The sequence below is a fragment of the Myxacorys chilensis genome, assembly GCF_059505265.1.
In genome coordinates this window covers 41,744-65,258 of sequence record NZ_JCACKG010000222.1, presented here as the reverse complement: position 1 = coordinate 65,258, position 23,515 = coordinate 41,744, and the positions used below count along the sequence as shown (strand labels likewise).

Below are 23,515 nucleotides of genomic sequence, written 5' to 3'. Positions count from 1 at the left end.
TCTCAGCCTTCTAAACCTTCCCGCAAATTATGAAGAAACGTATGCGTTCGCCCTAATTGCAGAAGTTCCAGACTTGCCAGGGTGTGCAGCCGACGGAGCAACCTACCAAGCCGCCCTACAGAACGTTGAAGTGATTATGCAAGAGTGGATTGAAACGGCTCAAGAACTCAAGCGTCCAATCCCTCAACATAAGGCCCGGCTGATGTCTGCTTAAGGTGCGATCGTCTTTATCGCGATTAGTGCAGAGCGCAACTCCGGGCGAGTCTGGTTTCACTTAGCAATGGAGCGTCGCCACGCTAAAAAGCTTGCCACACTGTCTTGTAGAAACGTATTGTGTCGAGATTGCTGCTCTTTCCAATCGTTGACTAATTGACCAATGATCTCGGATACGGTTGGCGCGGGGAAAGCGGTTTGAAGATGTTGAAGTTTAATCTTGTGTTGAATGGCGATCGCAAGGGCACTCAAGCTTTCACCTGCGTCTAACCCAACCATATGCGCGCCTAAAATTTGTCCATTGCGACGCACAACCAGTTTACACAACCCTATTGTTTTCCCTCTAAGCTGCGGCTTCAGTAGCGTTGTAAAAGATCGGCGTAAGACGACAACATCTTTGCCATAATTCTGAATCGCTTGTGATTCCGTCAATCCTATCCAAGCGACTTCTGGATCAGTTGACGCAATTTTAGCAGCTTCACTATATCTAGCGTTGTGTCTCGGAAAGAATAAAGCATTTTTGACCGCGATCGCAGCTTCATACTTCGCGACGGCGGCCTCGAAACTGCCGCAATAGTAAACGCGAGGATTATTAGTTTGCAACCTTGCATTGGTTTTCATTGGCGATCGCACATCCATCGCTTCTAAATTCAGCGTTGCTAGTTCTGACTCCCAACCCATTGCCAGTAGAATTTCATCCGTTTCTATGGTTTGATTGCCAATTTGAATGATCTTCTTACCATCCGCTGTTCTAATTTGCATAATTTTGCCGCTCAGAACCCGCACCCCTTCTGTTTCTAACGTAGCTTGTAGAAGGAACGCGACCTCCGGCTCGGCGTTAGGAATAATCTGAGGCTGATTGACAACTAGCGTAACTTCAGTTCCCAACCGAGCATAAATTTGAGCGAGTTCGACACCCGTCGAAGAATGACTAACGATCGCTAACGATTTTGGTGAGTGGGTAATTGGAGATTCGGAAGTGAGGTAATCGAGCGTTTGTAACCCATCAATCTCAGGAATTCTGGGGCGATGATGAGTCGCAATCAGGAAAGCGCGCGATCGCAGCACTCGACCATTCACCACAAATCCAGACTGCGGCTTGCGACAAAATTCACCCGACTGTTCAATAAACTCGACCCCGACACTGGCAAGAATCGTTGGCGAATAGAGTTCTTGTTGATCCTGCGCGATCGCATCGATCCAACCATTGACCTCAGCCCACGAGAGCGAACTCGTCTTGATCGGCTCAGCATAGACCCGCAAGGCATTCGTTCGCTCAATAGAATCAAAGGTATTTCCCAGCGTTGCCAGGGCAGAATGACGGCTGAATTGAGGACGGCAACCTTGCTGCACCAAAGCAACTCGTGCCCGTGACTGTGCAGCTTGCAATGCAGCATGAAACCCTGCGATCGTATTCCCAATAATCACCAAATCATAATCAACAGACATAATATTGTTCGTAACTTATCGCTCTGCCAGCTTAGTACATCGCTTAGTGCATCAGCTTAGTGCATCAGTGTAATACACTCGCTAGAGCATCCAAGAGACGATTATTCTCTTCGGGTAACCGGACGGCCACCCGGAAATAGCGATCGCCGAGTTCAGGAAAACTTAAACAATCGCGAATTAAAATTTGATGGCGCTTCAGTAATTCTTGCTGAAGCGTCGAGACTGAGCCATTCAATTTAACCAGGAAATAGTTAACGGCACTAGGAAGAGGCGATAGTTGTGGAATCCGCGAAAGCCCATCAAATAATTGCTTCTGAGCCGCCTTCAACCAATCAAACGTCTGTTTCTGAAACGTTGTATCTTGTACGCAAGCTTCGGCTGCCGCTGCCGCAAACGTATTGACTGACCACGGATCGCGACGTTGTTGCCACGCTTTGAGCCGATCCGGATGAGCGATCGCATAGCCAAATCGCAATCCTGGCAAACTGTAGAACTTCGTGAGCGATCGCAAAATAACTAAATTGGGATAGTTCTGCACCTCATTGACCAAGCTATCTAGCTCGTTGGGCAAAAAATCCATAAACGCTTCATCGATCACAACCAACTCAAACCGCTCTAGCAGGGGCAGGACTGCCGCTCTCGTGAACAGCCGACCCGTTGGGTTATGAGGATTGTTGAGGAGCAGCCCAGAGCGATGAAATACGGGGTCAAGGTGTGACAGTCCTTGTTCCCCTGACTCAATAGCAAGCGGGCATCGCACAACCTCTGCATCAAAGGCATTCAATGCCCGGAAGTAATCTCCAAAAGCAGGCGTTACCAGAGTTGTGGCCTCTAGCGCTGCCAAATCCCAAGCTGCCCAAGTGAGCAACTCTGCGGACCCATTTCCTGGCAAAATCCAGTCTATCGACACCTGATGAAGTTGCGCTAAGCGCGATCGTACCTGCCGATACTCTGGGTCTGGATAGTCCCGAATCGTTGAGAGATGGTCTTGAATCGACGAAATCGCCGATTGAGGTGGACCCAAGGGATTGATACTGGCAGAAAAATCAAGAATTGCCGAAGGAGAGCAGTCAGCGATCGAGGCTGCCCACTGTAAGTTTCCTCCATGCACGGGTTGAGTCAAGTGATTTTCTGCCAATACGCGAACTTGAACAATGGATTAGGCTTCAGGAGCAACCTTTTCCTTAAACAGCTTTCCTGCCGAAAACGCGGGAACGCGAGTGGCCGGAATTTCCATTTTGTCGCCAGTTTTGGGGTTGCGTCCTTCCCGTGCTTTGCGCTCACGGGACTCAAACGAGCCGAAGCCTACCAGCGTTACTTTATCACCCGTCGAAACCGCTTCAACAATCGTCTCGATCGCGGCGGTCAGAACGGCATCAGCTTGCTTCTTGGTCACACTTGCTTTGTCTGCAACTGCATCAACGAGTTCACCTTTGTTCATACTAATTTCCTCAGAGTGACGGATGGTTTAGTTATTTGTCTCAGGTTGAGACAGAAGTAAGAAAAATCAAGGTAAGTCAAGGGGATCGGCTGGGATCGGCTTGAATGCTCATTTTCTCGATTTTTCAATGACCTATTCTATAGGTTGTTGCAGGAATGTGAACCCCTGAAACCGTTAATTTATATGGATCTCGGAATTTTTTCTCAATTCTTTCAAAAAATGCTGAGTATTAATGCTTAAAAAATCAGTTTTCCTGATCGAACCTCACGGTTTCTTAAGCTTCTAGCAATGATCCCTCGCGATCGCAATCCGATTCTTTTGAGCGGTGCGATCGCTATTGCTTCGTCTCATCTAAGACCAAATCACACAACGCAAGACTTGAATCGATCACGCAGTGTACACAGAATAGATGCAAAAGTTAATATTTAGCCAACACTTCGCGTATCTGAAAACGCACGTCACAGCACTGCTCAAAACGATGAATTGAGATGGCTTGTTTCTGCATAGGCAAACAGCCCGCCCCTTTAGAACTTGCAGCGTTGACGCAATTCACAATTACTTGATCGTTCCAGCCCATCGCGAGCCATCATCCCAGCCCGTCTACCGCAAGCTTTCGTTCCAAGGTTCCGAGTCCCAACTCGTCTGAAGAGATTGCCGCAACCTCAAACAGTGCCATCATATCTTTAAGGTTTGGATTGCCGCGACTCGCGCCCGTCAATCCCTTTGCAATGACCAAACCGCAATAGCCTTTCGTTTTCTTGCAGCGCTGTTCCCATTTCTTGCGCGCCTGAACGTGAGTTGGATCGTCTTCTCCAAACTCACCAAACAGATGAAGTTCTCCGTTTTGGGTTTGAAACAAGCCCAAATCGTAGTGATCGCCCATAAAGGGATCAGCACCCGGATTAAAACAAATACCGCGAATACCGCCTGCCGATTCGATGGTTTCAATCATCGATTTTGCCTTGGGGCGCGATGTTTGAATCAAAATCACGGGCAAGCCTTCTCCCGCTTCCGCTGGTTCACCCGGCTGGTAATGATCAAGCTGCGATCGCATCCGCTCCACCATATCCCAAGGAATCACACCCAGACTGAGAAACGCATTCTCCGGCACTAAGTCATCGCGAATCACAGGCATGTCGATCTCATCGTCCGCCTCATCCACTAGGCTAAACAGTTCGTCTGCTACATCTGGCAGGGTCGTCACTTTAATAGAAACAGACGCTCCATCAGCGGAAATCTTGTAGCGGCTAGAAATTTCAGGAAAGTTGTCGCCCTCGAGTTTGCGGCGATGCTGTTTAAGAAAGCGATGCATCGCTTCTAAAATTGTGGAAAATGCGATCGCTTCTTCGTCGTAGAGAAACGAACGAATGCCTTCTAGCGGATGCAAATTACCAAACACAGGCTTTAACTCTGGCTCAGCAAACTCAGCTAAATCAAAGTCTTGATCAAATTCCTCGTCGTCTCCTTCCGTTTCGTAGGTCAAAAACAAACAGTCCTGTCCTAAAAACGCTTCCTCCATGTGTTCAATGGAGTCTTGCGACAACACCCGCTCCCGAAACTGCCGCAGCGAATCGAGCGATCGATACAGCAACACGCCATATTCCATCCCCAACATGCCCATCACCGAGGCATACACCGATTTCAAATCCCACCGATTGATTTCAAGTTCTAAAATTTGATGATCGGCTAACACTTCCCAAGGCGCATCATTCCAAAGTTCCTCAGCCCGTTCTATCAGTTCCTCTGCATGTTCGGGCGGCAGCGACGGCGGACGGCTGTTCGAGGTTTCTTGAAAGCCCCGAAAGATTTCGTCAATCAGAGGCAAATCGGGAACGTAATCTAACGTAATATCTAGATCTTGAAGAACGCCGCGCAAATAAAATAAGGTTTCGCGATCGCGCACCACAATCTTTTGCGGTCTAGCAGGCTTGGCCGGATTGTGAGGATGCTCCATTGCCCGGAGCAGAGTCCGGACGATCGCTTCGTGCCCCGTTTCTAGTGGCACAACATCCATTGATCGCACCATGCCCTGCGACCCATCTACCCAGAGAATGCACTCTCCATCTGCTGGGGGCTTTGCTAAAGTTGGATCGCTCCAAGGAGTATCTGACGCTGAGTCTTGCGAGAACGATCGCCGATCACCCTCCCACACGCTTTGAATTTGAGGTAGCTCCAGCAATCGCCGACGAGTAGAAGGATTAAGACCATTCATAACCAAGTGAGTGAACCGAGAACGCAACTTTCACACGAATCGTAGCTTTCATCTTAGTCGGATAACGTGATTCCGACACTGGATGTCTAATTTATTTGCATCGAAGTGCTGCTACCAGCATAGACATTTACCAGCATAGACATTTACCAGCATAGACACTTGAGAGCAGGTTGGCTCTGCAAAGATCTGAAGGCAACGCAGGCAGCCGTTCGTTTTTGCTAAAGAATCGATAGAATAGTAATTTAGATAGCAAGCATTAATTTTGATCGGCTTATTATAAGGAGCGATCGCTCAAGATGACACAAGCAACACAGTCTCAACCAGATCAATCTCAACGCGGCATTCTAATGAGTGAAACTGCCGTTCAGCAAGTCAAGATGCTGCGCGACCAGCAGGGCAAGGATCTCTGTTTGCGCGTTGGTGTGCGGGGCGGCGGCTGCTCTGGCATGTCCTACACGATGGATTTTGAAGAGCCGAGCAATATCCGTCCGGATGATGAAGTTTATGATTACGACGGCTTCAAAGTGATCTGCGATCCAAAGAGCCTGCTTTATTTGTACGGCTTGATGCTGGATTATAGCAATGCCTTGATTGGCGGCGGCTTTCAGTTTACCAATCCCAACGCCAATCAAACCTGCGGTTGCGGCAAGTCCTTTTCTGCGTAACTGAAAACCTGTCATCATACAGTGTGAGTCATTCGTCCTTAGTGGCGAATGATTTTTTGTTTAACGTGTTGTTTAACCGCTTAGCCTGATCATGACTCAAACTGTTGAAGCCTTATTCGATGAGGGACTAGAACGCTACAAAGCTGGAGAAGACCCGGAAGTGCTGATTCCTGTGTTTAAGGAGATCTGCGATCGCTCCCGCAAAACGAGCGCCGCTTGGACGTGTCTCGCGTGGCTCTACCTTTTAACTGACAAACCGACGCCTGCATTGACGGCGGCACAGAAAGCCGTCAAGATCAATCCTCAAGATCCTCAAGCCCGCGTGAACTTGGTGCTGGCGATGTTAGAGCTATCAAAATCTGGCGTTCGACCTCACATTGAAATCACGCAGCAACTGACAATGGCAGTGCCCGAGCTGAAAGAAGAAGTTATGCAGAATATTGAAGATGGACTCGCCCGCAAGCCAAACTGGAAAAGCTTAGAGCGGGTAAAAGCATGGGTGGCAGAATTCTAATCTTTGCTTCAAATTTGTTCACATTATCTAGGGTCAGCACTTTTCGGCTGGCTCTTTTTTAATCACCTAATAGCGATCCCCAGACTTACTATCACATCTGAATTTATAGCGATTTTCTTAACTATCGTTAAGTTAAATTTGGGAAGTTTTCGCCTTATTTAAGAACAAAAATAATTTATACATCGTAATACCATCAAATATAAGTTAATGGAATTCTTAGAAACAGGATGATACTATCTAGAAATCAAAGGAATTCATTCCATTGATTACAGTCTTTCAGTTAGCAACATATCGAATTTAGAAGGGCTTTCTGCTTCAAGAAAGCCACTTTCGAGTAATGCTAACGAATCCAAGCTGAACTTTTCAGATCTTTCTGGAGCGGGTTTAACTAATAGTTATGATTCAGCATCATAACAGTCGCTCCACCCGACTATTTGAATTTTAACCTAGCTTAAGGAGCATTTAACAATGGAAACTCAATATGTAGGTGTTAGAGCAGGTACACGAAATCACAAAGGCTATTTTGTACAACATGCGTCGGGCTACAAGTTGGTCGAGATTGCTGAGTCAGGCTGGGCGGTGATTTGTCTTAGCGATGCGGTTTGCCACTATGTTGATCCTGCAAATTTGCAAATGTCTCATAAGAAAGATTCTGCTCCATTTGAATTTGAAGAACTTTAAGCTTCTGCTGTTCTCGATATCAGCATTTAATCACCATTTAAAAATCGTACGGCTACCCTGACATGTCAGAGGTAGCCCTCTTTTTTGGTAACGTGAACAGAGGTACTGTTACGCCGTCATCGATGAAAGAACACTATGAAAGAAAAATTGTTCAAATGGCTAAATCTAGCACTGATGCTGGATCTATTCTTTGTGTTATTTAGCTTCGTTTGGCTTGCGATCGCGGTTATTGGTCACACAGCAAACGTCTCTCTCGGCTTAAATCTCTGGTACAAACTCTGGGAACCCGTCATGCAACCTGCTCTCGGCATTTTGATGGCAGGCGCACTGGTCAGCGGCATCAGCAGTTGGGTTGCAAAACGGTTCAGTCCAAATAGCTAAACTTGAACGCTACACGCGATCGCATTTCCAGACGTTGTAATTCTAGATATTGTGATTTCAGACATTGGAGTTAATGTTGCACCCAAGTTCAGCCGATGAGCGTTGTTTATGGCTCTTGATGTGCATCCTGGAAAATCTAGAAAAGCAGCAATCCGAAGAAAGCGTTGGGCGTTTCTGAATGAACACGCTTATGATGCGCTGCTTGAAAAAATTAGTCTGCCCTCTTCAGATGGCAGTGCTATTGTTTTGCGTTGTCCTCTACTCAACCGCCTGCAAGATTTCTAGGGAGATTACAGCTACCATTTCAGCGAACTTAACCCTTTGATAGATGAGATTGAGCAAATCAAGCAAGAATTCGCTGATGAACATGTTTTGACTTCATTAGAAGCACTAAAGAAAGCCTGTCGGGACGCGCGAAATGGTAGCTTAAATCTTTACTTCTTTGGCGACTAATGGTGTTTCGATATGGCAGTTCAACTCAGCTAAAACAATTTAGCTCAAGATATTCTCCAGCGCCTGCCGAATCGTTGCATATTGATACTCAAATCCACTCGCTAACGTTCGTTTTGGCAAAACTTCTTGACCTTCTAGCACAACTTTTGCACCATCCCCCAATAGCGCCTCTAACGCAATACCCGGAACGGGCAGCCAAGACGGGCGATTCATCACTTCACCTAACACCGTCGTCATCTCTGCCATACGAACCGGATTCGGAGCCGTCGCATTGTAAACTCCTTCCATGTCTGAGTGCGTTAGCACTCTTAGAATCAAATTCACAACATCCTCCCGGTGAATCCAAGCGAACCACTGCCTTCCACTCCCAATTGGGCCGCCTGCAAACAATTTAAACGGTGTCAACAACTTACCCAACGCGCCGCCCATCCCTAAGATAATTCCAAACCGCAAAATCACGAGTCGAGTGCCGCTTTCTTTTACCTTACTGGCTTCTGCTTCCCACGCCTGACACACTTCTGCCAAAAAATCATTGCCAGATGGACTCGTTTCATCAAAGGTGGCCGTTTCACTCGTGCCGTAAAAGCCGATCGCAGATGCATTGACCAAAACAGACGGCTTCGGGTTCACTTTAGCAATCGCTTCTACAACTTTCTGAGTTGTAATCTTTCGACTAGTCATTAAGGATTGTTTTCGCTCTGGCGTCCAGCGTTGCTCTGCGATCGCTTCTCCTGCCAAATTTACAACTCCGTCACAGCCTGCGATCGCGTCTTGCCAACTCCCCGACTCCATCGGGTTGTACGCCACAATCTCAACATTGGAATAAGTCGATTTGGGAAACACTTTTTCTGCACTCGACGCACTGCGCGTCAACACAACAGCGGAATGTCCCTCTGACTGCAATCGTTCCACCAATCGTGTGCCAACAAAACCCGTTGCCCCTGTGACTGCGACTTTCATGAATTAAGCCTGAAAACGCTAGATCTCACTTTAAACCAGATTTGGAGCAGACCGATAAGAGATTTTGAGTCTACATCCTTCATCTAAGCCGTGGTGTAGCCCTCTTGACTCGCTTTGATGCCCACGAGAAACCTTTGCGTCAGCCCTGTGTAGTGTTCGCCTATAGTTTCGCCTGGGTACTCTTCGACCAGATGAAATGGAGTACGGTTATGCAATGGATCGACTTTCAGCAAACGGTGAAGCAGCGGTTGATCCACACACACCCAGACGATGAGCAAACCAAAGCAAAGAACTTCAACATGAAAGGACATTCTCTCATTCGGGGTGTCGCCGGATCAGGGAAGTCGCTCGTTCTAAAAGATCGTGTTGAGAAAATTGTTGAAGACAATTATGAGTCGGTCTTAGTGCTGTCCTACAACCGCTTCATGAAAGGATGGCTCGAAGCTCAATTGACTCACAAGGGCGTCAAAGCTGAGTGCTGCACCTTCCATCAGTGGGCGCATCGACTGGGGTACAGCTATGACTTTGACCAGAATGAAACATCAAGGCAGAAGATCATCAAGCTGGCTGAACAGTCTAAGCTGAAATATCAAGCCATTCTGATCGATGAAGCACAAGACTTTTACGATGAGTGGTTTGGGGCAGTGCTGAAGGTTTTGGATTCGCAAACCAATTCTCTATTTTTCGTTTACGACAATACGCAATCGGTTTATGGGCAAGCGCATCGTAGAAAAAGCGGCTGGAGTTGGGCAAAGTTAGGAATTGAAGTCGTTGGGCGATCGCAGATCTTTGATCTCAATTACAGAAATGCACCCGAAATTCTAGAACTGGCATGGCGGTTTATTCAACCTGCGCTAGACAAAGCGGGAATGAAGACAGAACAGCGCGAAAACAGTCCAACGATCGACAAAATCATTGAACCGAAGAAAAAGATTTCCAGAAGTTCAGGCGTTTCTCCACTGCTGCTGCACGTCGATCGCGAACGCATCGCAACCGAAATTGCAGCACAAGTACAAATGGCGTTAACAACGCATTCTGAATCGTCGATCGCAATCCTGGTTCCTCCCACTCATGCCTCTGCAAAATCGCTAAAATCTGCGATCAGCAAAGCGCTACAGAACCTTGGAATCAACCATCACGCGCCCCTAAAATCGGGAGAACGAATGACTCATATCGTTCATCGTCCCTTTGTACTCGTTGACTCTTGGAATGCGGTGAAAGGAGTAGAGTTTGATGCGGTGATTTTAGCGGGAATAGATAGAGCAATTGATAGAACGGAGGAACTTGACGATCGCGACTTTGAAGAAAAAGCGGGACTTTACACCGCAATGACTCGTGCCAGAGACCATCTAGTTCTGTTGTATGAGGAGAAGACTGCGATCGTAGAGCAGGTCGAAGCCGCCCTCAGCGCACCTCCCCAACTGAAAGAAGCTTAACGCAAGAGAAGGATGCCCGATTGGAGAATGCCAATCACAAACCCTAAAATGCCGCCCAACGTCACGATCGCTTGCAGTTCACTCCTCACAATGCCATTGATTGCTGTTTCTAAATCAGCCGCAGAAGTGGCTTTGACGCGATCAGTAATCACCTGCTCAATATTGAGAATTGGAATTGCCTCCGCCACAATTTTTTCTAGATCTTTCTCTAAATAACGCTCCAAAATTAACGCCAACTCTTGACTCACGACTCCTAGCGACTCGTTAACCGCTTCAGACGTTTGTAGACGGCTCAAAACAACTGAAGCAACGTTCTGCCAATCCACAGAGCCGCTTAAGCCCTGAAGCACATCAGAGCCTTTATCTTGCAAATAGGTGCGGACACTATCTCGCATCGTCTTGCGGAGTTGTCGAACCGTTGAAACCGGAAGATTTTGCAACGACAGGTTTTGCATCCATTCCTTTAAGCGCTGTTTAACGCCGAGCGAAAAAATCAATTCTGCCAGAACCGAATTGCACGCTTCTTTTTCATCTAGACAGAATGCCCGCAACCGAACCAATGAATTACGAATGCCGAACAGGTTAGCAACCACCCAATAGGTGCCACTTGTTTTTTCCCGGAATCCTTCGTCAATCACCTGGATATTGCGATCGGTGAGGAAATCAATCAAGGTTTGCCGCAGCACATCGGGCGGAATCACCGTCTGGAGTACCCATTCTGCCAGCTTTCCAGCTTGGTCATCGGTCAGCTGAAACTCCAGAATAATTTGATCAAAAATGTGGTTTAGCTGATCTTCCAGAAAGTCTTCTCGCCGCGCCAATACCTTTAACAGCCGAGGCAGAGATTGACCAAACAAATCTCGCAGAATATTCGCCAAAATTTTTGCCGTTTTCTGCTCTTTATCTGCCTCAAGCTGATCGAGCGACAGCCGCAGCAACCACAGCAACGCGGCTTGAACTCGATCGGTTTGCAGCAACCGCCTTGCTAAATTCTGCAATTCTTCTGGCGTCAGCAGCGACCCCATGATCGTGTCAGAGATCCGCCTCGCCAACCGCTCTTGATTGCGCGGAATCAGACCCGGTGTAAACGGAAGCCGCTGTTTGCCAATGTAAAGTGCCCGATATGGGCGAAACAGCATTTTGATGGCAATATCGTTAGTGAAATAGCCGATAATGCCACCAACAATCGGAGGAGCCGCAAGGAGCCAAACTGTCGAGAGATCCACAGGCGTAGAGAGGGATGAAGGGAGGGATGAGGGATGAGGGATGAAAGGGGGTTAAGCGGGATATCAAATTCAATTCCTACTGAATTCTTGATTCATCCCTCATCCTTCATCCCTTCTGAATGACTAACACTCCCATCGTACCGCCCGCGATCGCATAGTGTGTTGCCCTTGAAAAACCTGCTTGATGTGCGAGTTCAATTTGCTCAGAGCCAATCGGAAACTTATCGAGACTCGGCGCAATGTAGGCGTACTCTTCCGTAAAGTCAAAGCGTTGCGCCATTGGAACGACAACTTCGTCAAGATACCACTCCTGAAAAATCCGAACCCAGGCGTTCTCAGGACGATGCATATCGAGAATGGCCGCTTTTCCACCCGGCTTGAGGACGCGATGAATTTCCTTGAGGCTGCGGGGAATATTGGTGACGTTGCGTAACCCGTAGCCCATCGTGGCGCAGTCAAATAGAACATCTGAAAAGGGGAGATCTAAAACATCGGCTTCGACCCAGTGAATCGGAGGTTTGAGGCAACGCCGTTCGCTGCGATCGCGGGCCACTTGAAGTTGCGCCGCCGAAAAATCAGCTCCATATACCTGCCCCGTTCTGCCGACCTTCTCTGTCAGCAGTTGGGCAATATCACCACTTCCACAGCACAAATCCAAACATGTATCTCCCGGCTTGGCCCCACTCCATTTCACCGTCATCCGTTTCCAAATGCGGTGCTGACCGAAGCTCAGCGAGTTATTCAGTTGATCATAAACAGGTGCAATGCGATTAAAAAGAGCTTGAACTTTATCAGCCGTCATTAGTTAAAATCTCGGTTTAAGAGGCAATACATTGGACGAGATCCCTCTAAAATTCTAAGTTTTGAAGGGTTCGTTTGGGACATGCCGAACCGAGATTTAGAAGACAGGCATCACGGTAGCAACATTTGTAACGGATGTAGCGGATGGAATTATGGTCAAATTCCATCCGCTACATCCGCTATCACGGCTGATCAGTTTTTCGTAGAAGTCCTACTTTAGACTTGAGCCATAACCCGCTTAGACCGAGTGCAGATGAGTGCTAGAGCCACTTGTTGCGCCGCTAAGTGCAGCAGAAATAGCTCATCTTCCCGGAAAGCACAGGGCTGTTGCCATTGCAGCGATAAAATCGCGAGAACTTCCCCGCAATAGGTAATCGGAACGATGAGATGTGCCTGAGTACCAGAATTGCTGTAGTGCGACACTTCAGACAACGCCATATCTGCCGGGACATTGACAGAAACCTGCATTTTCTTGGAGGCGATCGCGTCTTTTACCATCGGATCACGCTCTAACCAATTTTCGAGTTCTCCCTCTTGGCTGTAGCTGCCGTAGGTCGATACCAATCCACTGTTTTCAACTAATTGCAGAAGACTACCATCTGCCGAGAAGCTTTTGCCAAAGGCTGTTGCCATCAATTCAAGGCTGTTGTCTACAGTGGTCGCTTCTTGAGCAATCCGGATGAGTGTAGAAAGTAAAGCCGTTTGCGACTGCGATCGCCGTAACTCTTCGGTGCGCTGCTTCAGCAAATCGTAAGTTTCGGCAGCGCGTTGAACCACCGCTTTCAGCTCGTTCGGATCCCACGGCTTGGTGATGTACTTATACACCTGTCCAGAATTAATCGCTTCAACGAGATCCTCAACGTCGGTAAATCCGGTTAAAATAATCCGCATCGTGTCAGGAAACTGTGGAACCGTCCGACTAAGGAATTCGGTTCCTTTCATTTCAGGCATTCGCTGATCGGAGATAATCACGGCAACTTCGCCTTCGGTTGCTAGCAGTTCCAATGCCCGAACACCGCTCTCTGCTTTGAGGACGTGAAAATCACGCCGAAACGTCCGGTAAAGTAGGTCTAAGTTATCCGGCTCATCGTCTACCACAAGCATTTTGGTTTTTTTAGGACGTTCTAGGCTCATTAGCTGACGAGTAACACTGTCGAGTTCTGGAATGTTGTATTCCATATATTATTTGCTCCTTGGCAAAGCGGGAGAACGGTTAACGCGATCCTGTGGAGCGTCGCCAGGGCGAATCGTACATCCAGCAGAACCTTTATGCAGCGGATCACTATTCTCTAGTCTTGCCACTTCACCAAAATTTGTAACAGTTTGGATAGCTTCGGATGCGCGATCGTAGATATGAGCGTGAGGTGAGGCATAGCGCGATTGGCTCTGCCAGGCTCCGAAGGATCGCGCTATGTAACAAATAAATAAAAAAGGAGGAAGATTATCTTCCTCCTTTTTTATTTAGCTTTTAGGTGCGATCGCACAAAATTTTGTAAAGCGATCGCACCCCTATCAAGCCCGCTAATTAATAACGGTAGCCGCTACCACTGTTCTTAGCACCCGGCTTATGAACAATAAAGCTCATCACTTGACATTGCTTGATGTTGTCAAATGCCACAACGCGAATGTAAGAGCCACCGTACTCAGAACGGCACTGTTGCACTTCATTCAACACTTCTTGAGGAGAGGTCGCGTTAAACAACGGCAACTTCCACATCGTCCAGTAATACTCTTGAGGAGTCGGAGCTTCTGAAAACTCAATACAGGGGAAGTAGCCCTGATCAAGCGTGTACTGAATCTGACGCGCAATTTGAGCATCAGTCAGAGCAGGCAAATAAGAAAACGTTTCGTAACGCTGCTCAATCGGTAAAGTTCTCATGGATTCCCTCAGGCGTGAAGTAAATAAAGTCTTAGTAACAGATCAAGGTCAGGTCGCCTCAGGCTCTTCCGAGGTTATTTCGGATGGTTCCGTAGGCGCATCACCACTCAAGTCAACTTGCGTCATCCGCTCCAACTGCTGTTTGCGCTGCTCCATGTTTGCCTGCTGCATACTGCTCTGCAACAGTTCTGGCAAATAATCCGCAATCTCGCTCGCTAAATGTTCTCTCACCGTCAAGATTCTAAACGCTAGATCTGGCTTTTCCAAAAAAAGGCGTCTCAAGAACTGCTCCCCATCTTGAATGCTTTCCCGCGAGGAAAACTGATGAAGCCAGTAGGCTCGTTTTGGTTCAGTTTCACCTAGCTGATCTAGAACAACTCGCACAGCCCGATAGGTCAGATAGCTGATCAGCGTCTTGGTCGTATCTTTCGCAATTTGCTTGAGATCCATAGGGGAGGGATGAATTAGGAGAGATGAGGGATGAAGTTCAAGAATATCAGTTCCGCCTTCTTTGCACAGCGTTGCCGCAGGCGTCCCTCATCTCGGTTCATCAGATCGTATCTTGTGCCTCGAACTCGAACTTGATTTCCTTCCACAGTTCGCAAGCAGCAGCAAGTTCAGGAGACCAACGGCACGCTTCACGGATGATGTCTCCGCCTTCACGCATCAGGTCGCGACCTTCGTTCCGCGCTTGGACGCACGCTTCAAGCGCGACACGGTTTGCCGTTGCGCCAGGCGCGTTACCCCACGGGTGACCCAGCGTACCACCACCAAACTGAAGCACCGACTCATCGCCAAAGATTTCCACAAGAGCAGGCATGTGCCAAACGTGAATACCACCAGACGCAACTGCCATGACACCCGGCATCGATGCCCAATCTTGGGTGAAATAGACACCGCGTGAACGATCTTGCTCAATGTAGTTTTCTCTCAGCAAGTCAATGAAACCGAGGGTAACCGCTTTGTCACCTTCAAGCTTACCAACCACGGTTCCGGTGTGGATGTGGTCTCCACCGGACATCCGGAGGCACTTCGCCAACACGCGGAAGTGAATACCATGATTCTTCTGACGGTCAATCACAGCGTGCATAGCGCGGTGAATGTGCAGCAACACTCCGTTGTCGCGGCACCAGTGCGCCAGCGAGGTGTTAGCGGTAAAACCACCCGTTAAGAAGTCATGCATGATGATCGGCATTTCGAGTTCTTTCGCAAACTCGGCCCGCTTCATCATTTCTTCGCAGGTACCAGCCGTCACATTGAGGTAATGACCTTTAACTTCGCCAGTTTGCGCTTGGGCTTTGTGAATCGCGTCAGCTACAAACAAGAAGCGATCGCGCCACCGTTGGAACGGCTGCGAGTTGATGTTCTCGTCGTCTTTGGTGAAGTCCAAGCCACCGCGCAGACACTCATACACGGCACGACCGTAGTTCTTCGCAGACAAACCAAGTTTCGGCTTAATCGTACAGCCCAACATTGGACGACCGTACTTGTTCAATTTGTCGCGCTCAACCTGGATACCATGAGGAGGCCCTTGGAAGGTCTTCAAGTAAGCAACCGGAATGCGCAAGTCTTCTAGACGCAACGCTTTCAGCGCTTTGAAACCGAATACGTTACCCACCAAGGAGGTCAGCAAGTTGGTGACCGACCCTTCCTCAAATAGATCGAGGGGATAAGCGATATAGGCGATGAACTGATTGTCTTCGCCGGGAACAGGCTCGATATCGTAGCAACGCCCCTTGTAGCGATCGAGGTCGGTCAGCAAGTCTGTCCAAACCGTTGTCCAAGTCCCGGTAGACGATTCAGCCGCCACAGCTGCACCTGCTTCTTCAGGGGGAACGCCAGGCTGAGGAGTAACGCGGAACGCCGCCAAAACGTCCGTATCTTTGGGCGTGTAGTCCGGTGTGTAGTAGGTCAGCTTATAATCCTGTACCCCGGCTTTATACCCAGTTTTCGACTGAGTGCTAGTTTGAGCGTAAGACATTATGTCCCTTCCTGTAAAAATTAGTTCAAGACCTTACCAAGCAAACATCACCAGAGTGACCAGGCATTAACCTGCTCTTTACCCTTTGGCGACAAGACGTTGCGTATAGTCACTAGGAATCAGTTTGCCATCGTAGCGATCCCTAGGCGGGAATCGATTTCTTCAATTGCGTCCTGATTCGGTGTTTAGGCGCGGACTTTTCAGAATCATATCAGGATCTCGTTTCGCTTCAATTCAAACATTCTGTAGCGATTGATAACGGGAGCTAATCGATCCCCAAGTTTTGAAAAGTTTTATTGCGGTCGCTTTCGTTTAATTAAATCTGTAGAACATTGAAATGCTTTAAAGCTATGCAAAATTCGATCTCAAATCCTGTTAGTACCATTCTTCAGAACTTGGAGCTTGAGCCAATCGCAAACTTTATTTTTGCTCAAAACCTTTAGACACGAAGATGTTCGCGTCTCGTCGGCATACTCCAGCGATCACGCTTCTAGAGAATCGCACCAACGTCACGGCTGCTCAGTTGCAATTCCCAGCCTGATATTAGGGATGGTTCGTAACTGATCCATCACCGTAATTACCCGCCCGTGGCTTACCCGCTCATCTGCGTTGATAATTACAACAGCTTGGCGGTTTCTATTCAGTAATGCACGGACTCGCTCTCCTAGAGCATCGAGTTTAACAGCTTGCTTATTTAACGCTAAATTGCCCTTTTGATCGAGACTGACTACAATTTGCGCTGCATTCTGAGATTGAGCAGTCGCCGCTTTGGGTAGCGAAACGGGAAGACCCTGCGATCGCGTCAAATATAACGTAGATAGAATGAAAAACGTCAGCAATGCGAAGACCACATCGATCATCGGCGCGATATAGATTTGAGGAGGTAGATCGGGTTCTTCAGGAAGACGCATAAGGCACTCCATCTCGGCGACGACGGTACAGCAATTCTAACTGTCCACCGTATTCCTGAATTCGAGCAATTTGTCGGATGTACAACCCTCGAAAGGTATTTGCAAACATTAAAGTAAAAATTGATACAACTAATCCTGCTGCCGTTGAAGTCAGAGCTTCGCTAATGCCACCCGTCACGCCCCGAGCATTAGTCCCGCCCACATCACCGAGTTGCAGAGACGCAAACGAAGTAATTAAGCCTAGGATCGTTCCCAGCAGTCCTAGTAAGGGTGCAAGGCTGATGATTGTGTCAAAGACCGTATTAAATCGTTTAAGTAGAGGAATTTCGGCTTGAGCGGCGCTTTCTAGGGCTAGGCGAAATTCTTCGGGAGTAGCGTACTCTAGCTCCAGAGCCGCTATAAAAATTCGGGCAATTGGCAAATCTGTATTCTGCTCCAATAGAGCAAATGCTCCCTTTGGACTGCGTTTGTACAGGGTAAGGACTTCTCGAACAAAGCGATCGCCGCGCTTTCCAATTTTCACCCAAAACGTGACTCGTTCGATAATCAGCGCCACCGCTAGAATCGAAAACCCAAGCAAGGGCAGCAACCAAATGCTAGTAATGATCCAATTCATAGAGGGCTATAGAGTAGGTCATTGACAACCAACAATTATCAATGACGATCGCATCGTTTAACAAAATAGAACTGTAAGTAGCAATTCTTTAGTCCTTACAGAAACCTTGCGAAATATCGCGAGTGATAATCACTCTAAGCCTTTCAACTCACCCACTCAAGTTTTACTTGGAAATTTCTCAATTTCAGCGTAGCCACTAAAGATGAGCTTATCGCCCTCAGTTTCCAAACGGTTGAGGCGCAACATCACACCATCGAGATCAAAGCGATCGAGATCCACCATGTTGTTTAAAATTTCTGCAAAAGCGTTCGTCAAAACCTCTGAAATCCCTCGTTGCTCTTCGGGAACAACATCAGGTTCAAACTGCGAGTTTTGAAACAGAATGCGACGCCGACGAGAAATTTCTAACGTAGATGTCAGGCTAATTGGAACCGATCCATTAGGCAGAGCCGCTTTTGCAAAAATCCGGATCTGATTATCCGGCAACAGCTTCAGTTCAATATCAGTAAAAGAAATCGGCTCTCCACCCGACAAGTCCATCAGAGTCGGCTCAGTCACATCAACCAACCGCTTCGCCACTAATTCAGATTTAAAGGCACGGTTGATCCCTGCTTCCGTAAGCGTTACCTGAGCCACTGCTTGTGTAGGCTGCTTAAGCCGGATCTTGCCTGACATAATGGAGCCAAAATCGATCGAGACGGCATCCGTCTCGAACCACATGTCTTCAACCCAAAACTCTTTGCGAATTAAAAGCTTCTGTCCGCTCATCTTAAAGCTGTCGATACTGCCCTGAAGCAGTTTGCTCGACGGAAAACAGCGCACGGAAATGTCGACAGATTCGCTCTCAGAGAAAAGGTGACGAATCGATTGGCTGGCAACTTTGTTGAGCATTTGCTCGCCAAAGTCTGTGCTAGAAGGTGTTTTGAGACCAGTGAAGCCACCGAACATGGAGTTCCTCGCCCACAATAGTTCTCTGACATTGTAACAAGTAGTTAAGAAAGATAACTCTGAATTTACAGTAGAAGTAAAAATTCTCGATAGGATTATCTTGTAGCAGCCATCAGAATTGTAGACGTATCTGAGAGAATCTGGAAAAGCAGTCGCTACAGCAACGCTTCAAACTGTAACGAATCAGGAGTGAATTTGCTTGAAGCAAGACAAAGGACGGCGGTTCTAAGAACGGTTAACGGATTCCTAACTAGCCCGGAGCTAGATGACAAAGGGCTTCTAGATAAGGTTCTGTTGAGACAATCAACCAAAGTCAGCACAACGTATGATGCACCGATGGTTAGTAATCTTTTGGAGATTGGCAGCGCCAATTGCTGGAGTGGCTATTTTTCTTCTAATCGCAGTACACGCTTGGTCGCCTGTCCAGGCCCAAGTTAGCTTCGATTCACGCCTTTCGCGCCTAGAAACAGATCTAGCGGGATTAAGAAATCAGGTGAACCAGTTAGCTGCTGCCCGATCGCTCTCAAGTAGAACTGCACCACCCACTGCGCCGCCTGTTTATAGACAATCTACCTCCGCCGATTCACGCTTTGATCGCCTTGCTACGCTGGTGATTGAACTTAAAGAACGAGTCACAAAACTAGAAGAACAAAGACGGCGTTAGAGCGTCAGTAGAGTTTGATCCGCTTGAATGAAACAGCTTCTCTGTCATTTCTAAGTGGCTTGAGTTATTTAGGACACATGCTTTTCAGTTGAGTCCTCTCTTTGCTTAATTTTAGAAGACCTTTATTTTGAGCTAGGGAAGACCGAATCAAACGTTTTGCTACTGCTCTCTACATCTAGTCAGCCAAGTTCACTATGAAGAAAATTCTGCGGGCGCTTGCGATCGTCACTCTCGGTTTAGCAGTTCTGCTCGTCACTATCCGCGCTGGAGACGCAGAATGGATAGAAGGTAAACGAATTCAACTTTCTACTAGCTTAACCGTTGCACTTCAACCTACATCAGCAGACGCTAGAGAATTATTATCCAGTGCTTGTGCTGTCAAACCTTCTACCTCATCCAGCAAATATAGACGACTTCCTGCTATTACAGGACAACTTCCGCTTAGCCGCTTTAGGCAAGGCGTAGATGCAGCGGCGAGTAAAGATTTATCTACAGACTCACCGAGCTACAGCCCTAGAGAAGAAGTCATCTTGGCACATCCAACAAATTTTGGCAGACGATTCCTTCAGGACTTGTACGGTAAGCCAGTTCAAAATGATGCGATCGTCGTTCTGCATGAAACCGTTGGCTCTGCACAGTCAACCATTAACTATTTCCGAACGTCGCATCCTAAAGATGCTGATCAGGTGAGCTACCACACTTTGATTGAAGAAGATGGTACGGTCGTTTACATGGTTCCGCCCGAGCGGCGCGCGTTTGGAGCAGGCAACTCAGTATTTGCGGGTTCTACAGAAGAAGCGGTTAAAACAAATCCAAACTTCCCGGCTTCAGTTAATAACTTTGCTTACCACATCTCTTTAGTTTCGCCGCCAGATGGGCGAGGAAACAGAAGCAGTCATAGCGGTTATACCAGAGCGCAATATCAGTCTCTTGCTTGGTTAGTTGCCAAAACAGGTGTGCCCGACGCGCGTATCACTACTCATCGGCTGGTCGATCGCTCTCGCCAACGTAGCGATCCTAGAAGCTTCGATTCTCAGTACTTTTTTAGGTTGCTCTATCTCTACCCCAGAAATCGGGAGATTTTAATGCAGTGTTCTACTCCTGCGATCGCTCAGGAAGAATAACAGCATTGATCCAGATCGCCTTTAGCCTTAAATACTTACTTGTTCACGCTCTGGATCATCCATGTTTGCTGGCTCAGAAAGGGATACGATCGCAAAAAAGGGACACAACGGTTTGTTGTGTCCCTTTTGATTTGAGTTGTGTTTGACTTAACGAATGTCTAGTTTTCGTCAAACCTAAAGATTTTTGACCTAGACATCAATAGAGGTTTGGAAAACGTCAAACCTTGGCTTAGCTGGATCAGCGACTCCTTGATTGACGTTGTTGCTGGGATCAGCATCGCTAATGTCAATGACGTCAGCGTTAACGTACATGCCAATATAAATTGGTATGTTTCCAGACTTGCCTTGTAGCTCGGGCGAATTCCTATCTGGAAGCATAACCTCTATAGAACGGGTTCCACTGACGCTCTGTTTGAGGATGCTTTCAGTTACGATATCAGCCCCAATTTCGCGATCTTGCTCCGGGTTAATGTCCGGGTCAAGAGAAGCATAGAACTTGACTTTAAATTCACTTGAAGTGGGTCTGCTACCTAGGTTCGCAACAGCGTATTGCAAATTGATCTTCGCGCCGGGTTGGAAGCTACTGCCAGGAGTCACTTTTGTCAGGCTCTGTCCGCTGAGGTCGATGGTCGGGACATTCGTAACTTTAAGCTCCAACTTATCCTTGCCCAGCGCGACGTTGAAGTTATCCATAGCATTCGTCTCATTCTGGTAACCGATTAGATTGATCGCCATACCAATGAAGTAGGACTTGTCGATTGTCCAGAAAACGTCTTGTGTGCCTGGAAGCGTTAGCGTGACGTTGCCATCAAAGGTGCCATTCTTACCCAATCCTTTCTTAACCAACAAGTCTTTACCAGAGATAATAGCTTCTTGATCACCATTGAGCGAGATCTCCAACTGGCGATCTCCTCTATTTGGAACAGGGTCAAACGGATCAATCACAGAATCACGTGAGATATAGAATGACACTGTGAAATCGCTCGCGACAAATGTTTCCAAATTCTTAATCTGGAAAGTAGCATTCACCTTGTTAATGGCAGGATCAGTGCTTTCAACCAAGGCAAACGAAGCAGTCTCACCAACAAATGCTGTACCCGACAGATCAATTCGGCGCGGTACACCCAGAATGTCTAGCGTATAAGTCGTTGGCTGTGTTGCTCCGCCAATTTGGATATAATAGTCGCCTTTCCCGATCGTTTGCATAATGCCTGCTTGATAGGCTTGCTTCGTCCAGGCCCCATCCACATTTTTATAGAGTTCTAAAGCCGCTCCACTACTCACCGAAGCGGTTAGATCAGACTCAATGCCGACCGAGAACTTATAGAAGTCATTCTCACCCTGACCGATTTTGTCTTGATACCTACCAGCGTCGTCTAGTATCCCAATGTTAAATGCGGTTTCGAGCGTAGCACCACTAATGCTGAACGGTTGGGAGGTTAAGTTACGCTCAAGCGTACCCCGAATTTTCCAACTCGCGTCGATGCCGTTGTACGCTTTGCTGAGATCTGCTCCATTGCTATCCTTGAGGAGACTTACCGTGGTTGCAGTTCCATCGATCAGCCAAATTGCTGCCGATTGCAAAGATTCAGAGCGCCACAGTAGATCGGCTTTGCCATCTCCATTAAAATCGGCCACTTGTTCTACTTTCCACTCTTGCCCAACAGACGGCAGACTGACAAATTGGGTGGTTGTGAGACCATCCATTAGAGCGACTGCAACATCGTTGTTGACGCTACGACAGAACAGGTCTGCCTTGCCATCTTTATTAAAATCGGCCACTTGTTCTATTCGCCAACCTAACCCCGACTCGATTGATCTAGTGTCGCTAAATTGCAGTCCATCCATCAGCCAAAGTCCAAACGTTCCAGTCCGCTCGTTTCGCCAGATGAGATCGTCTCTGCCATCAGCATTCAGATCGGAAACGAACTGAAGCTTCCACTCCAACGGAATGCTAGGCCCAAGTGCTCCCTCTAGCTTGGTTATGCCACTCAGCAAGAAGACCGCAGTGCCTCCATCTGTGGAGCGCCAATACAAATCGTCTTGGTTGTCCCCATCAAAGTCGCCAATCTTCTCAATTGACCATCCTCTCGCAGATTCAAGCACTCCAGAATTAGCTATTGTAGCGCCTTGCATCTGCCACAAAGCAACTGTTCCGGTAGAAACTCCGCCCTCATACCGTTGCCAAACTAAGTCAGCAAAGTTGTTGCCATCAAGGTTCGCCGTACCAACAACCTTCCAATCGAGGGAAACTGTGTTACCGAGAACAGCACTAACGAGTTGCTTGTCTTTGAGAAACCAAAATGCCAGCTGACCTGAGTTTAGATTGCGCCAAACAATGTCATCCTCTCCATCGCCATCAAAATCAGCAAATCCTTGAGTCTGCCACTCTGGCCCAACCCCATTGATGGTGCTAAAACCTGTCAAGGTGCTACCTGACATTTGCCAAATTGCAGCTTGCTGAGCGGCAGCATTGTGCCAAACGATGTTGTTGAAATCTGCTGTTGTATTGAACTCAACGTTGAGCTTGTAATTAGCAGATGTGACTGCTGCAGGATCTAACGCAACTTCAATGTAATAGGTTCCTGAAGAAATGCTGTCGAGCAGGATGGACTCAGATAAGCGAGATGGCTGATTTGACTCTTTGATAAGGGCGCGATCGCTACCGTAAACTTTGAGCAAGGCGTTGCCTGTTAAGTCGGTCAAAGCAAGTCTTGCATTTAGGCTGCTGCTGCTAGCAGAAACTTTGTACAGTTGGCTATTAGTGTTGCTGCTGAGCGTTCCCTCTTCAATCTGTAAGCTGAAGGGATTGTCGAGCGATTTTGCCGCATTAAATTGTTCAGTGGTAGGCATGGCAGTTATTCTCTATGAGCAAAGGACGTGAAAGGATGGCAAACTTTTCTGGCTTCAGGCTCTAGAATTCCCCGATTCTTAAGGTCAGCCAACCGTCTTGTATTTTT

24 protein-coding genes are annotated in these 23,515 nt (G+C 47.6%); 9 read left to right on the top strand and 15 right to left on the bottom strand.

The annotated features are described in order from the left end of the window. Positions 1-214: type II toxin-antitoxin system HicB family antitoxin (locus AC5JLB_RS22585; RefSeq protein WP_495876074.1), on the top strand; the 214-nt coding region annotated here is incomplete at its 5' end. A 56-nt stretch (positions 215-270) separates the two neighbouring features. On the opposite strand, the gene AC5JLB_RS22580 is transcribed toward AC5JLB_RS22585, so the two are convergent. The 4 genes from AC5JLB_RS22580 to AC5JLB_RS22565 all read right to left on the bottom strand — a co-directional run bounded on the left by AC5JLB_RS22580 (position 271) and on the right by AC5JLB_RS22565 (position 5,315). Beyond that, positions 271-1,662, bottom strand: coding sequence for an FAD-dependent oxidoreductase (locus AC5JLB_RS22580; protein WP_495876073.1), 1,392 nt, complete (start codon positions 1,660-1,662; stop codon positions 271-273). A 64-nt stretch (positions 1,663-1,726) separates the two neighbouring features. Further along, positions 1,727-2,785, bottom strand: a complete 1,059-nt coding sequence (gene cobD / locus AC5JLB_RS22575; RefSeq protein ID WP_495876072.1) for a threonine-phosphate decarboxylase CobD — start codon at positions 2,783-2,785, stop codon at positions 1,727-1,729. Positions 2,786-2,821: 36 nt separating this feature from the next. Beyond that, positions 2,822-3,103, bottom strand: a complete 282-nt coding sequence (locus AC5JLB_RS22570) for an HU family DNA-binding protein (RefSeq protein ID WP_495696334.1) — start codon at positions 3,101-3,103, stop codon at positions 2,822-2,824. Between the two features lie 586 nt (positions 3,104-3,689). Then, entirely contained in the window at positions 3,690-5,315 is a 1,626-nt protein-coding gene (locus tag AC5JLB_RS22565) for a DUF6930 domain-containing protein (RefSeq protein ID WP_495876071.1), read from the bottom strand. Positions 5,316-5,611: 296 nt separating this feature from the next. Between AC5JLB_RS22565 and AC5JLB_RS22560 the strand changes: the two genes are divergently transcribed. The 5 genes from AC5JLB_RS22560 (at position 5,612) to AC5JLB_RS22540 (ending at position 7,841) form a co-directional block, all read left to right on the top strand. Beyond that, on the top strand, positions 5,612-5,980 hold the full coding sequence (locus AC5JLB_RS22560; RefSeq protein WP_495876070.1) for a HesB/IscA family protein: 369 nt from the start codon (positions 5,612-5,614) through the stop codon (positions 5,978-5,980). Positions 5,981-6,071: 91 nt separating this feature from the next. Further along, positions 6,072-6,494, top strand: a complete 423-nt coding sequence (locus AC5JLB_RS22555) for a tetratricopeptide repeat protein (protein WP_495876069.1) — start codon at positions 6,072-6,074, stop codon at positions 6,492-6,494. A gap of 468 nt (positions 6,495-6,962) precedes the next feature. Further along, positions 6,963-7,175: a hypothetical protein gene (locus AC5JLB_RS22550; RefSeq protein WP_495696338.1), complete on the top strand. Its 213-nt coding sequence runs from the start codon at positions 6,963-6,965 to the stop codon at positions 7,173-7,175. A gap of 135 nt (positions 7,176-7,310) precedes the next feature. Next, on the top strand, positions 7,311-7,556 hold the full coding sequence (locus AC5JLB_RS22545; RefSeq protein ID WP_495876068.1) for a DUF8620 family protein: 246 nt from the start codon (positions 7,311-7,313) through the stop codon (positions 7,554-7,556). Positions 7,557-7,664: 108 nt separating this feature from the next. Then, entirely contained in the window at positions 7,665-7,841 is a 177-nt protein-coding gene (locus tag AC5JLB_RS22540) for a hypothetical protein (RefSeq protein WP_495876067.1), read from the top strand. A 207-nt stretch (positions 7,842-8,048) separates the two neighbouring features. Here the strand turns inward: AC5JLB_RS22540 and thyD are convergent, their stop codons facing one another. Continuing rightward, a complete protein-coding gene (thyD, locus tag AC5JLB_RS22535; RefSeq protein ID WP_495876066.1) occupies positions 8,049-8,969 on the bottom strand; it encodes a thylakoid membrane protein ThyD in 921 nt (306 codons plus the stop codon). A gap of 209 nt (positions 8,970-9,178) precedes the next feature. On the opposite strand from thyD, the gene AC5JLB_RS22530 reads away from it, so the two are divergent. Further along, positions 9,179-10,405 (top strand): AAA family ATPase, encoded by a 1,227-nt coding sequence (locus tag AC5JLB_RS22530; protein ID WP_495876065.1) that lies wholly within the window; start codon positions 9,179-9,181, stop codon positions 10,403-10,405. Here AC5JLB_RS22530 and AC5JLB_RS22525 read toward each other — a convergent pair. From AC5JLB_RS22525 to AC5JLB_RS22485, 9 genes are all read right to left on the bottom strand, one after another. Then, the gene (locus AC5JLB_RS22525; protein WP_495876064.1) at positions 10,402-11,631 is read right to left on the bottom strand and encodes a DUF445 domain-containing protein; all 1,230 of its coding nucleotides are present in this window, start codon (positions 11,629-11,631) and stop codon (positions 10,402-10,404) included. The two genes, AC5JLB_RS22530 and AC5JLB_RS22525, sit on opposite strands and share 4 nt — an antisense overlap. A gap of 106 nt (positions 11,632-11,737) precedes the next feature. Next, a complete protein-coding gene (gene ubiE, locus AC5JLB_RS22520) occupies positions 11,738-12,433 on the bottom strand; it encodes a bifunctional demethylmenaquinone methyltransferase/2-methoxy-6-polyprenyl-1,4-benzoquinol methylase UbiE (protein ID WP_495876063.1) in 696 nt (231 codons plus the stop codon). 215 nt (positions 12,434-12,648) lie between these two features. After that, positions 12,649-13,611: a response regulator gene (locus tag AC5JLB_RS22515; RefSeq protein WP_495876062.1), complete on the bottom strand. Its 963-nt coding sequence runs from the start codon at positions 13,609-13,611 to the stop codon at positions 12,649-12,651. Between the two features lie 346 nt (positions 13,612-13,957). Continuing rightward, positions 13,958-14,311, bottom strand: a complete 354-nt coding sequence (locus AC5JLB_RS22510) for a ribulose bisphosphate carboxylase small subunit (protein ID WP_495696347.1) — start codon at positions 14,309-14,311, stop codon at positions 13,958-13,960. 48 nt (positions 14,312-14,359) lie between these two features. Continuing rightward, positions 14,360-14,761, bottom strand: coding sequence for a RuBisCO chaperone RbcX (rcbX, locus tag AC5JLB_RS22505; protein ID WP_495876061.1), 402 nt, complete (start codon positions 14,759-14,761; stop codon positions 14,360-14,362). A gap of 100 nt (positions 14,762-14,861) precedes the next feature. Continuing rightward, entirely contained in the window at positions 14,862-16,292 is a 1,431-nt protein-coding gene (locus tag AC5JLB_RS22500; RefSeq protein WP_495876060.1) for a form I ribulose bisphosphate carboxylase large subunit, read from the bottom strand. A gap of 509 nt (positions 16,293-16,801) precedes the next feature. Continuing rightward, positions 16,802-17,203, bottom strand: a complete 402-nt coding sequence (locus tag AC5JLB_RS22495) for an ExbD/TolR family protein (RefSeq protein ID WP_495876059.1) — start codon at positions 17,201-17,203, stop codon at positions 16,802-16,804. Then, entirely contained in the window at positions 17,190-17,819 is a 630-nt protein-coding gene (locus AC5JLB_RS22490) for a MotA/TolQ/ExbB proton channel family protein (RefSeq protein ID WP_495876058.1), read from the bottom strand. The genes AC5JLB_RS22495 and AC5JLB_RS22490 overlap by 14 nt, the downstream gene beginning before the upstream one ends. A gap of 156 nt (positions 17,820-17,975) precedes the next feature. Further along, a complete protein-coding gene (locus AC5JLB_RS22485) occupies positions 17,976-18,767 on the bottom strand; it encodes an LmeA family phospholipid-binding protein (protein WP_495876057.1) in 792 nt (263 codons plus the stop codon). A gap of 325 nt (positions 18,768-19,092) precedes the next feature. Between AC5JLB_RS22485 and AC5JLB_RS22480 the strand changes: the two genes are divergently transcribed. Beyond that, a complete protein-coding gene (locus AC5JLB_RS22480) occupies positions 19,093-19,431 on the top strand; it encodes a hypothetical protein (RefSeq protein WP_495876056.1) in 339 nt (112 codons plus the stop codon). 194 nt (positions 19,432-19,625) lie between these two features. Continuing rightward, entirely contained in the window at positions 19,626-20,555 is a 930-nt protein-coding gene (locus tag AC5JLB_RS22475) for a peptidoglycan recognition protein family protein (protein ID WP_495876055.1), read from the top strand. Between the two features lie 189 nt (positions 20,556-20,744). Here AC5JLB_RS22475 and AC5JLB_RS22470 read toward each other — a convergent pair whose 3' ends face one another. Beyond that, positions 20,745-23,408, bottom strand: a complete 2,664-nt coding sequence (locus AC5JLB_RS22470; RefSeq protein ID WP_495876054.1) for an FG-GAP-like repeat-containing protein — start codon at positions 23,406-23,408, stop codon at positions 20,745-20,747. Between the last annotated feature and the right edge of the window lie 107 nt (positions 23,409-23,515).